Annotated in this window: 10 protein-coding genes and 3 tRNA genes; 11 read left to right on the top strand and 2 right to left on the bottom strand. The window is 60.2% G+C overall.

Translation table 11 applies throughout. The annotated features are described in order from the left end of the window. Positions 1–234, bottom strand: a 234-nt coding sequence (locus tag WBQ77_RS11585) for a hypothetical protein (RefSeq protein ID WP_424060365.1), incomplete at its 3' end; no start/stop codon positions are given. A 446-nt stretch (positions 235–680) separates the two neighbouring features. Next, entirely contained in the window at positions 681–1,439 is a 759-nt protein-coding gene (gene rlmB, locus WBQ77_RS11580) for a 23S rRNA (guanosine(2251)-2'-O)-methyltransferase RlmB (RefSeq protein WP_424060367.1), read from the bottom strand. Between the two features lie 243 nt (positions 1,440–1,682). Between rlmB and WBQ77_RS11575 the strand changes: the two genes are divergently transcribed. The 11 genes from WBQ77_RS11575 to rpoC all read left to right on the top strand — a co-directional run. Then, positions 1,683–1,767 (top strand) — tRNA-Tyr (locus WBQ77_RS11575). Between the two features lie 28 nt (positions 1,768–1,795). Beyond that, positions 1,796–1,869: transfer RNA gene (locus WBQ77_RS11570), tRNA-Gly, on the top strand. 63 nt (positions 1,870–1,932) lie between these two features. After that, a tRNA-Trp gene (locus tag WBQ77_RS11565) sits at positions 1,933–2,009 on the top strand. A 98-nt stretch (positions 2,010–2,107) separates the two neighbouring features. After that, positions 2,108–2,308 (top strand): preprotein translocase subunit SecE, encoded by a 201-nt coding sequence (secE, locus tag WBQ77_RS11560; protein ID WP_424042195.1) that lies wholly within the window; start codon positions 2,108–2,110, stop codon positions 2,306–2,308. Positions 2,309–2,328: 20 nt separating this feature from the next. Beyond that, a complete protein-coding gene (gene nusG / locus WBQ77_RS11555; protein ID WP_424042197.1) occupies positions 2,329–2,859 on the top strand; it encodes a transcription termination/antitermination protein NusG in 531 nt (176 codons plus the stop codon). 52 nt (positions 2,860–2,911) lie between these two features. Then, on the top strand, positions 2,912–3,340 hold the full coding sequence (rplK, locus tag WBQ77_RS11550) for a 50S ribosomal protein L11 (RefSeq protein WP_424042198.1): 429 nt from the start codon (positions 2,912–2,914) through the stop codon (positions 3,338–3,340). A 5-nt stretch (positions 3,341–3,345) separates the two neighbouring features. Continuing rightward, positions 3,346–4,044, top strand: coding sequence for a 50S ribosomal protein L1 (gene rplA, locus WBQ77_RS11545; RefSeq protein ID WP_424060364.1), 699 nt, complete (start codon positions 3,346–3,348; stop codon positions 4,042–4,044). A 343-nt stretch (positions 4,045–4,387) separates the two neighbouring features. Then, the gene (gene rplJ, locus WBQ77_RS11540; protein ID WP_424042202.1) at positions 4,388–4,903 is read left to right on the top strand and encodes a 50S ribosomal protein L10; all 516 of its coding nucleotides are present in this window, start codon (positions 4,388–4,390) and stop codon (positions 4,901–4,903) included. A 53-nt stretch (positions 4,904–4,956) separates the two neighbouring features. After that, positions 4,957–5,334, top strand: a complete 378-nt coding sequence (rplL, locus tag WBQ77_RS11535; protein ID WP_424042203.1) for a 50S ribosomal protein L7/L12 — start codon at positions 4,957–4,959, stop codon at positions 5,332–5,334. A 152-nt stretch (positions 5,335–5,486) separates the two neighbouring features. Beyond that, positions 5,487–9,617, top strand: a complete 4,131-nt coding sequence (gene rpoB / locus WBQ77_RS11530) for a DNA-directed RNA polymerase subunit beta (RefSeq protein ID WP_424060362.1) — start codon at positions 5,487–5,489, stop codon at positions 9,615–9,617. Positions 9,618–9,698: 81 nt separating this feature from the next. Next, on the top strand, positions 9,699–11,760 hold a 2,062-nt coding region (gene rpoC / locus WBQ77_RS11525; RefSeq protein WP_424060361.1), incomplete at its 3' end, for a DNA-directed RNA polymerase subunit beta'.

Raw genomic sequence — 11,760 nt, 5'->3', positions numbered from 1 at the left:
TGCGAGCCCTATTTCCATTACCTCGACTCCGGGGGCGGCACGGGCAATGCGTGGGCAGACCGCGCGATGAAATAGGGCTGTGCTGACGCCCCGGCCCAAGTTTTTTCGTGTAATTCTCGCGGTATTTTTTATTACATCCGATATTGTTTCATTTTGGTGTAGTCGTTGAGACCACGTTAATGCTTTTTCTTCGATAAATGCCGCCGCATTAACTTTAGAGATACTTGGCTTCAATAGCATCGGTCTTATCAGCCGCACCGCCTCTGCGAGGCCAGGGGTGGCTGCCCTGCGAGTTCCAAGATGAAGATCCTGATGACTATCGTTGTCGCCGTGATCTTGGTGGCCGGCTTCAGCGTGATGTCCGCATTTAAGGCGGAGGCAGGCTGCGCGGTCGGCTATGGCTGCGCCGTGCGGTGTCCCTGTGCCGAGGGCCAACTACCACCGATCTCCGAACTACTACGCCAACTAAACCCAGCTGGCCTATGCCGGTGGCTGTAATCTCGGCCCTGGCAATTGCTATTGGCGCCGGAACTGCTGGTTCGATTCGTTCGGCCGCCGCTTCTGCGGCTAAAACATTCGAGCTTCCAGTGCGTACTGGATGATTCCCGGACGTGAGGGGGAGGGCATGAAAGTGCTGTCCCCCTTCCGTTCGTCTGGTGTCAGGCGGACTTCGCCCATGCTCACTTTACGCGAACTTGCGCCCAGTGCAGCGCGACAGCTGCCGCATTCGAAACGTTGAGGCTGGCAAACGCGCTCACCGTCGAGATGCGGCACAGCACGTCGCAGTGGTCCCGGGTCAGTTGCCGCAAGCCGCGGCCTTCCGCCCCAAGGACGAGGGCGAGCGGGTAGGTTAGCGGTGCCTCCTCAAGTGCAAGCTCAGACTCTTCGGCTAGTCCCAGCCGGGTCACGCCCTGCTCGCCAAGCTCGGCCATTGCTTCGGCCAGGTTGCGAACCTGCGCGATCGGGACAAGGTCGAGCGCGCCGCTCGCCGATTTTGCCAGGACGCCGCTAAGGGGCGGGCTGTGGCGCTGGGTCATGACCAGCCCTTTCGCACCGAAGGCCGCCGCCGAGCGCAGTGCCGCGCCCACATTGTGAGGGTCGGTGACCTGATCCAGCACGAGAAGCGTGCCCGACAGGTCCAGCTCTTCCAGCGTTAGCGATTCGAGCGGCCCCACCTCTAGAAGAACGCCCTGATGAACCGTATCGGCCCCAAGTTGGCGGTCGAGCGCTTTGGGCAGTACGCGTTTGGGCTCAAGGCCGCGCCGCGCGGTCAATGGTTCTAGCCGGTGGGCTGCGTTTTCCGTTGCCTGGATGGAGTAAACGCGACGCTTCTCATTGGCGAGCGCAGCCTCGACCGCATGAAGACCGAATAACTGAACCCGCCCGGAATCAGGATTTTTAGCCGGTTTTCGGCCCGCGCGCGCGCCGCCGCGTGCTATGGGTTTGCAATGCCTGGTCTTTTGCTGCGTCATAATGGGCGGACTTTCGGGAACGAGAATCAGCGGTAGTTTCCACGCCTACCATAAATCCCAAGGATTCCAGGCGCTCGACCCTGATTTACAGTTGACAGAGACCGTCTGGCTACTCATAAACAGCGGCTATTGCGGACCCTGCCGGCCGACGGCGGGGTTTTTTTGCTTGGTTAAAATCACCAGTCAATCCATCTGACGCTATTGGTTTCAGGAGGGGTGCCCGAGTGGCTAAAGGGGACGGGCTGTAAACCCGTTGGCTATGCCTACGTTGGTTCGAATCCAACCCCCTCCACCAGCGCTCTAGGAGTTTGAGGGAGACGGTTGCGGGTGTAGCTCAATGGTAGAGCAGCAGCCTTCCAAGCTGACGATGAGGGTTCGAGTCCCTTCACCCGCTCCAGGTTTTAGGCGGCTAGCCTACTGGTTTGATTGTTGAATTTGGTTTGAGGACGACGAGGACGATAGGAGTGTAGCTCAACTGGCTAGAGCACCGGTCTCCAAAACCGGGGGTTGGGGGTTCGAGTCCCTCCACTCCTGCCACGGTCAAGGGGCGGGGTTTAGCGACGACGGCCAGGCGCACACGGTACTGAAGTTTAACGCGAGGCGGGATCGATCGGATCTCGTGAGTCAAAACAGAGATGGCGAGAACGAACCCGTTTGAGTTTTTGCAGCAGGTGCGGACCGAGGTGTCGAAAGTCACTTGGCCGAGTCGCCGCGAGACGATCATAACCACGGTCATGGTGTTCATCATGTCGATCATTGCCGCCTTATTCTTTCTCGGCGTGGATTGGGTGCTCGGGACGGTCGTTCAGCTGATTCTCGGAATCAGATTTTACTAGGAGGTCGAAGCTTCAGTCCGATGGCTATGCGCTGGTATATCGTTCACGCCTACTCGAACTTCGAGCGAAAGGTGGCTGAATCCATCAAGGAGCGCGCCGTATCCGCCGGGCTCGGAGAGCAGTTCGAGGAAGTGCTCGTGCCCATGGAAGAGGTCGTGGAGATGCGGCGCGGCCGGAAGGTGGCGTCGGAAAGGAAGTTCTTTCCGGGTTATGTGCTGGTGAAGATGGAGCTCAATGACGAGAGCTACCATCTGATCAAGGACACGCCCAAGGTGACCGGCTTTTTGGGCACGGACAACAAGCCCATTCCGATTACCGAGGAGGAGGCGGGCCGCATCCTCCATCAGGTTCAAGAGGGTGTGGAGCGGCCGAAGCCCTCCGTGACCTTCGAGATCGGCGAGCAGGTGCGGGTGGCCGATGGCCCGTTCGCATCCTTCAACGGTCTCGTGGAGGAGGTCGACGAGGAACGGGCGCGGCTCAAGGTGGCGGTTTCGATTTTTGGCCGGGCGACCCCGGTGGAACTCGAATACGCGCAAGTGGAAAAACTCTAACGAGCGCGCACGTTTTCTGACGCGCGCGACGTGAAACGCAGGACTTACTGGGATGGCGAAGAAGGTAGACGGTTACATCAAGCTGCAAGTGCCCGCCGGGCAGGCGAATCCTTCGCCGCCGATCGGCCCGGCGCTTGGTCAGCGCGGCGTGAATATTCAGGAGTTCTGCAAGTCCTTCAACGCGGCCACGCAGAAGATCGAGCCGGGTTCGCCGATCCCGACCATGATCACGGTGTATGCGGATCGTTCCTTCACGTTCGAGACAAAGACGCCGCCTGCGTCCTATCTACTGAAGAAGGCGGCGAAAACCAAGAGCGGCTCCAAGGAGCCGGGGCGCGTTGTTGCGGGCAAGGTCACTCAGGGCCAGTTGCGCGAGATCGCCGAAGCAAAGATGCAGGATTTGAATGCCAATTCCGTTGAGCAGGCGATGAAGATCATCGCGGGCTCTGCCCGTTCGATGGGCCTTGAGGTTCAGGAGTAGAGACGATGAGCAAACCCGGTAAGAGGTTTCGCGCTGCCTCCGAGGCGGTCGATAACCACAAGCTCTATGGTGTCGAGGAGGCGGTGAAGCTGCTTAAGGGCGGCGCCAAGGCCAAGTTCGACGAGACTGTCGAGATCTCAATGAATCTCGGCGTCGATCCGCGCCATGCTGACCAGATGGTGCGCGGCGTATGTCAGTTGCCCCATGGGTCGGGCCGGACCCTTCGCGTCGGTGTTTTCGCCAAAGGCGAGAAGGCCGAGGAAGCCAAGAAGGCTGGTGCCGAGGTCGTTGGCGCCGACGATTTGGTGGCGCAGGTGCAGAAAGGCACGATCGAGTTCGATCGTTGCATTGCGACACCTGACATGATGCCGCTCGTGGGCCGTCTCGGTAAGGTGCTCGGCCCGCGCGGTCTGATGCCGAACCCGAAGGTCGGTACCGTGACCACGGATGTCACCGCTGCCGTTAAAGCGGCCAAAGGCGGTGCCGTGGAGTTTCGCGTCGAGAAGGCCGGCGTCATTCACGCTGGCGTCGGCAAGGCCAGCTTTACCGAGGAGGCGCTGGTCGACAACATCCGCGCTTTCGCCGATGCGGTGATCAAAGCCAAGCCGTCGGGCGCAAAGGGCCCCTTTGTGAAGCGGATTGCCGTGACCTCCACGATGGGGCCCGGCGTCAAGATTGAGCCCGCGGGCTTCGGCGGCGCTTAGTCATTAAGAGTTTCGGGACTTCGGTTCCGAAGGGCCGTCCGGTTCGCCGTGCGGCCCAAACCTGTCCGAGATTGCAGGTGCGGTTAACCGCTTAAGCCTTTTGGGCCTGCATTAGACGGGAGACAAACGGTTCGAGGGGTGCGGGCATCCGCATCCGGAAGATCGGTTGAACCTCGTATGTGGCTCACGCGCGTTTTTGGCGTGAACGAGCGGGACAGGCAACAGAGTGCCGCGGAAAGATCGCGGGATGGCGTCGATGCCTTCTCCCGCATATCTCGCGGCTCAGTGTGGCCTAAGCCCGCTACGGCTCTTGCCTTCGCGGGTTTGAAAGAACGGAGTGAGCATGGAAAGAGCTGAAAAGCGCGAAGTCGTATCTGCGCTGAGCGATGTCTTCGCCAACACAGGCGTGGTCGTAGTGGCTCACTACGCGGGCCTTTCAGTGTCCGAGATGACCAAGCTGCGCAGCGAGATGGGAGAAGCTGGCGGCCGGGTCAAAGTGGCAAAGAACAGGCTCGTGAAGCTCGCGCTGGATGGAACCGATGTCCAGGGAATTTCGGATCTCATGGCAGGGCCGACATGCCTCGCTTATTCCGAGGATCCCGTTGCGGCGCCGAAGGTGGCCGTCAAGTTCGCCAAGGGTAACGAGAACTTCGTGATCCTGGGCGGTGCGATGGGCCCCACCATTCTCGACGCCAAAGGGGTGGGTTCGCTAGCCGAACTACCTTCGCTCGATGAACTGCGTGGAAAGCTGGTTGGTCTGCTTCAGGCACCGGCGGGTCAGATTGCCCGCACGGTTAGTGCACCGGCCGCTCAGCTCGCGCGGGTCTTCGGCGCATATGGCGCGAAGGACGCAGCGTAGGCCTTTGACGATTTACATCGAAACAAAAGAGTTGAACGTACGAGGATAACACAATGGCAGATATTCAGAAAATTGTAGACGATCTTTCGAGCCTGACAGTGCTCGAAGCGGCCGAACTGGCCAAGATTCTCGAGGAGAAGTGGGGCGTTTCTGCCGCCGCTCCGGTTGCCGTGGCAGCTGCTGCTGGCGGTGCCGGCGATGCCGCCGCAGCAGAAGAGAAGACGGAGTTCGACGTTGTTCTCACGGGTGCTGGCGATAAGAAAATCAACGTCATCAAGGAAGTGCGTGCGATCACGAGCCTCGGCCTGAAAGAGGCCAAGGACCTGGTCGAAGGTGCTCCTAAGCCCGTCAAGGAAGGCGTGGACAAGGAAGAAGCTGAGAAGATCAAGAAGCAGCTTGAGGACGCCGGCGCGTCTGTCGAGCTCAAGTAAACTTGGGTTGAAGAATTCCGGGCCGTCACCATATCTGGTGGTTAGGCCCGGGATTCTTACCCATCAACATTTGTATGACGTGACGGTTCCCCTGAGTTTCCGCCAAGGCGGGGATTTAGGAGAGCGGTTGCGACGATCTTTGAGAGGACCACATGGCGCAAACGAACGGTCACAAGCGATATCGGAAGTTTTTTGGCCACATTACCGAAGTGGCCGAGATGCCGAACCTCATTGAGGTTCAGAAGCAGTCTTACGACCAATTCCTCATGGTGGAAGAGCCCGAGGGCGGGCGTGGGGATGAGGGACTTCAATCCGTATTTCGTTCTGTGTTTCCGATCAAGGACTTCGGCGAGCGGGCTCAGCTCGAGTTCGTGCGCTATGCGTTCGAAGCGCCCAAGTATGACGTCGACGAATGCCAGCAGCGTGACATGACGTTCGCCGCGCCGCTGAAGGTCACGCTTCGCCTAATCGTGTTCGATATCAATGAGGAGACCGGCGCGCGCTCCGTCAAGGACATCAAGGAGCAAGACGTCTACATGGGCGACATGCCGTTGATGACCTCGAACGGTACGTTCGTCATCAATGGCACCGAGCGCGTAATCGTCTCGCAGATGCACCGTTCTCCGGGCGTGTTCTTCGACCACGATCGCGGCAAGACCCATTCGTCCGGCAAGCTGCTGTTTGCGGCGCGCATTATTCCGTATCGCGGCTCCTGGCTCGACTTCGAGTTCGACGCCAAGGACATCGTTCATGTTCGTATCGACCGCCGCCGCAAGTTGCCGGTGACGACGCTGCTCTATGCGCTCGGTCTCGACGACGAAGAGATCCTGTCGACCTTTTACGACCGGATCACGCTGAAGGCGGCTAAGGATGGCTGGAAGATGCCGTTCAATGCCGACCGCATGCGCGGCATCAAGCCGACGACGGACCTGATCGACGCCAAGACAGGCAAGGTCGCGATCGAGGCTGGCCGCAAGATCACGGCGCGGCTTGCCAAAAAGCTCTCCGAGGAGGGTTTGAAAGAGCTCCTGGTGAAGGGTGAGGACCTCTATGGCCGCTACTTGGCCGAGGACATCGTCAATCTGGAGTGCGGCGAGATCTATGGGGAGGCCGGCGAGGAAATCGAAGAAAAGCTGGTCGAGACGCTGAGGGAACTCAAACTCAAGGAGATCCAGCTTCTCGACATCGACCACGTGAATGTGGGCGCGTTCATCCGCAACACACTAGCGGTCGACAAGAACTCGAACACGGACGAGGCGCTGCTCGACGTTTACCGGGTGATGCGGCCAGGCGAGCCGCCGACGCCGGAAGCGGCGCAGAACCTGTTCAACGGAATCTTCTTCGACTCGGAGCGCTACGACCTTTCGTCCGTCGGCCGTGTGAAGATGAATATGCGCCTTGAGCTCGATGCGCCGGACACCATGCGCACACTGCGCAAGGAGGATATCCTTGCGGTTATCAAGACTCTGGTCGGCCTTCGCGACGGCAAGGGCGAAATCGACGACATCGATCACCTCGGCAACCGGCGTGTGCGCTCGGTTGGCGAACTGATGGAGAACCAGTACCGGGTCGGCCTGTTGCGCATGGAGCGCGCCATCAAGGAGCGCATGAGTTCCGTCGATATCGACACTGTGATGCCGCAGGACCTCATCAACGCAAAGCCGGCCGCTGCCGCCGTGCGCGAGTTCTTTGGGTCATCGCAGCTGTCGCAGTTCATGGACCAGACCAACCCGCTGTCGGAGATCACCCATAAGCGGCGTCTGTCGGCGCTTGGCCCCGGTGGTCTGACCCGCGAGCGTGCGGGCTTTGAGGTGCGCGATGTGCACCCCACCCATTACGGCCGTATCTGCCCGATCGAGACGCCGGAAGGTCCGAATATCGGTCTCATCAACTCGCTCGCCACGTTTGCGCGGGTAAACAAGTACGGCTTCATCGAGAGCCCGTATCGTCGCGTGGTGAAGAGCAAGGTGACGGACGAGGTGGTCTATCTCTCCGCCATGGAAGAGGCGCGCTACATCATCGCGCAGGCCAACGCGGCGCTGAAGAACGACGGAAGATTCGTCGAGGAACTCATCGTTTGCCGCCATGCCGGTGACGTGGAGCTCTACCCGCAGGAGCGAGTCGATCTCATCGACGTGTCGCCCAAGCAGCTTGTGTCCGTCGCCGCGGCGCTCATTCCGTTCCTGGAGAACGATGACGCCAACCGCGCGTTGATGGGCTCGAACATGCAACGTCAGGCCGTGCCCCTGCTGATGGCGGAAGCCCCGCTGGTGGGAACGGGCATGGAGTCCGTCGTGGCGCGGGATTCGGGCGCGGCGATCAGCGCGCGCCGGACCGGCGTGGTCGATCAGGTGGACGCCACCCGTATCGTCATTCGTGCGACCGAAGAGACCGACCCGTCGAAGTCCGGTGTCGATATCTACAATCTGCGCAAGTTCCAGCGCTCGAACCAGAACACCTGCATCAACCAGCGGCCGTTGGTGCGTGTGGGCGACGCGATCCAGGTCGGCGAGATCATCGCCGACGGGCCCTCGACGGATCTGGGCGAGCTGGCGCTCGGCAAGAACGTGCTCGTCGCCTTCATGCCGTGGATGGGCTACAACTTCGAGGACTCCATCCTTATCTCCGAGCGCGTGGTTCGCGACGACGTATTCACCTCGATCCATATCGAGGAATTCGAAGTCATGGCGCGGGACACCAAGCTTGGGCCGGAGGAGATCACGCGCGACATTCCGAACGTCTCCGAAGAGGCTCTGAAGAATCTCGACGAGGCGGGGATTGTCTATATCGGCGCCGAAGTGCAGCCGGGCGACATACTGGTCGGCAAAATCACGCCGAAGGGCGAGAGCCCAATGACGCCGGAAGAGAAGCTGCTGCGCGCCATCTTCGGTGAGAAGGCGTCCGATGTGCGTGACACTTCGCTGAAGCTGCCGCCGGGCGTTGCCGGAACGGTCGTCGAGGTGCGGGTGTTCAACCGCCACGGCATCGAGAAGGACGAGCGCGCCATGGCGATCGAACGCGAAGAGATCGAGCGTCTCGCTAAGGACCGCGACGACGAAATGGGGATCCTGGACCGCAATGTGTTCACGCGGCTGCGCGACGTGCTGTTGCACAAGATCGTCGCCAAGGGTCCCAAGGCGGTCAAGAAGGACGCCAAGATCACCGAGGCCATGCTTGAGGAGATGCCCCGCAGCCAGTGGTGGGAGATCGCGCTCAAGAACGAAAAGGCGATGAGCGAAGTCGAGGCCATTGGCCGCCAGTACGACGACGCTAAGAAGCGCCTTGAGCAGCGCTTCGTGGACAAGGTCGACAAGCTGCAGCGCGGTGACGAGCTTCCGCCTGGCGTCATGAAGATGGTCAAGGTCTTCGTGGCCGTGAAGCGCAAGATTCAGCCCGGCGACAAGATGGCCGGCCGTCACGGCAATAAGGGTGTGATCTCTCAGATCGTGCCGGTCGAGGACATGCCCTATCTCGAGGACGGCACGGCCGTCGATATCGTGCTCAATCCGCTCGGCGTGCCGAGCCGCATGAATGTCGGTCAGATTCTCGAAACGCATCTCGGCTGGGCATGCCGCGGACTTGGCAAGAAAATCGGCGAGGCCTTGGAAGAGTATTACGAGTCCAGCAAGCCGAAGCCGCTGAAGGACATGCTCAAGACGATCTATGGCCCAGACAAGGCTGTGGCGGCGCTGGCTGACGATCAGCTTATCGATGTCGGTAAGAGCCTGCAGCCGGGCGTTCCGGTCGCGACGCCCGTCTTCGATGGCGCCCACGAATCCGATGTTTCGGACTTGCTGGAAATGGCAGGTTACGACCCATCGGGCCAGGTCACGCTCTACGACGGCCGCTCCGGCGAGCCGTTCGAGCGCAAGGTGACGGTGGGCTACATTTATATGCTGAAGCTGCATCACTTGGTGGACGACAAGATCCATGCCCGTTCGATCGGCCCGTACAGCCTTGTGACCCAGCAGCCGCTGGGCGGCAAGGCGCAGTTCGGCGGTCAACGCTTCGGTGAAATGGAGGTGTGGGCGCTCGAGGCTTACGGCGCTGCATACACGCTCCAGGAAATGCTGACAGTGAAGTCGGACGACGTCGCGGGCCGGACCAAGGTCTACGAGGCGATCGTCCGAGGCGACGACACGTTTGAGGCCGGTATCCCCGAATCGTTCAACGTGCTCGTCAAGGAAATGCGTGCATTGGGGCTAAATGTCGAACTGATGCAGCCCAAGCCGGACGAGGCGCAGCCGCATGCGATGCAGCTGCCCAAGCCGGCGGCGGAATAGGCGTCTAGCGCGGACGCTTCGACACACACCCGTTTCGGATAACCGAAGGGCGGCGGACCCGCCCATTTGGAGACAAGCAGAATGAACCAAGATCTCGCGAACCTGTTCAACCCGCAGACTCCGCAGCAGCACTTCGAACAGATCAAAATCGGTATTGCGAGCCCGGAAAAGATCCTGTCTTGGTCGTTCGGGGAGATCAAAAAGCCTGAGACGATCAACTACCGGACGTTCAAGCCTGAGCGCGACGGACTGTTCTGCGCGCGCATCTTTGGGCCAGTGAAGGACTACGAGTGCTTGTGCGGCAAGTACAAGCGCATGAAGTACAAGGGCGTCATCTGCGAGAAGTGCGGCGTCGAGGTCACACTGGCTAAGGTGCGCCGCGAGCGCATGGGCCATATCGAGCTTGCCGCGCCGGTCGCGCATATCTGGTTCTTGAAGTCGCTGCCGTCCCGGATCGGACTGCTTCTGGACATGACGCTGAAGGATCTCGAGCGGGTCCTGTATTTCGAGAACTACATCGTGCTGGAGCCGGGACTTACCTCGCTCAAGCCGTTGCAGCTTCTGGCCGAGGAAGAGTACATTCAGGCGCAGGACGATTTCGGCGAGGATTCCTTCACCGCCGGTATCGGCGCCGAGGCGATCCGCGAACTGCTCAAGGGTCTCGACCTAGAGAAGATCGCAGCGGACCTTCGTGTGGAGATTGCCGAGGCGACCACCGAGCTTAAGCCCAAGAAGCTGGCCAAGCGTTTGAAGGTGGTAGAGGCCTTTATCCAGTCTGGGAACCGCCCCGAATGGATGGTCCTCACCGTCGTGCCGGTCCTCCCGCCGGAGTTGCGCCCGCTGGTCCCGCTGGATGGCGGCCGGTTTGCGACTTCCGACCTTAACGACCTGTACCGCCGCGTCATCAACCGTAACAACCGTCTGAAGCGGCTCATGGAGCTGCGCGCGCCGGACATCATCATCCGGAACGAGAAGCGCATGCTGCAGGAGTCCGTCGACGCGCTGTTCGACAATGGCCGCCGTGGCCGTGTCATCACCGGCGCCAACAAGCGTCCGCTGAAGTCGCTGGCCGATATGCTCAAGGGCAAGCAGGGCCGGTTCCGTCAGAACCTGCTTGGCAAGCGTGTCGACTATTCGGGCCGTTCGGTCATCGTGGTCGGTCCCGAGCTGAAGCTGCATCAGTGCGGCCTGCCGAAGAAGATGGCGCTCGAGCTGTTCAAGCCGTTTATCTATTCGCGTCTGGACGCTAAGGGTCATGCCTCGACGGTCAAGCAAGCCAAGAAGCTGGTCGAGAAGGAGAAGCCGGAAGTCTGGGATATCCTCGACGAGGTCATCCGCGAACATCCGGTCATGCTGAACCGCGCGCCGACGCTCCATAGGTTGGGTATTCAGGCGTTCGAGCCTGTGCTCATCGAGGGCAAGGCCATTCAGCTGCATCCGCTCGTCTGCGCCGCCTTCAACGCCGACTTCGACGGCGACCAAATGGCCGTTCACGTGCCGCTGTCGCTGGAAGCCCAGCTCGAAGCGCGCGTGCTGATGATGTCGACCAACAACATCCTACACCCGGCCAACGGTTCGCCGATCATCGTGCCGTCTCAGGATATCGTGCTCGGCCTCTACTACCTGTCGCTTGTCATGGACAACGAGCCGGGCGAGGGGATGATCTTTGGCGATGTCGCCGAGATCCATCACGCGCTCGAAGCCGGCGCGGTCACCATGCATGCCAAGATCAAGGGCCGTTACATAACGAAGGATGAGAACGGTAACTGGGTCGCCTACATCTACGACACCACGCCTGGCCGGATGTTGCTGGGCGAGCTGTTGCCGCGTCGCGCGGAGGTCAGCTTCGACCAGGTCAACCAGCTTCTGACGAAGAAGGCGATCTCCAAGATGATCGATGTGGTCTACCGCCATTGCGGTCAGAAGGAGACGGTCATCTTCTGCGACAAGATCATGGGACTTGGTTTCCGCTACGCCTGCCGGGCTGGCATCTCCTTCGGCAAGGACGATATGGTGATCCCGGAGACCAAGGACGACATCATCCACAAGACGACCGAGCTCGTGCGCGAATACGAGCAGCAGTACAATGACGGTTTGATCACGCGTGGTGAGAAATACAACAAGGTGGTCGACACCTGGACCG

The sequence above is a fragment of the Methyloceanibacter sp. genome, from assembly GCF_049590335.1.
GTDB lineage: Bacteria > Pseudomonadota > Alphaproteobacteria > Rhizobiales > Methyloligellaceae > Methyloceanibacter.
Note: the sequence above shows the minus strand (reverse complement) of the source record. Positions and strands in the feature narration are given on the sequence as shown.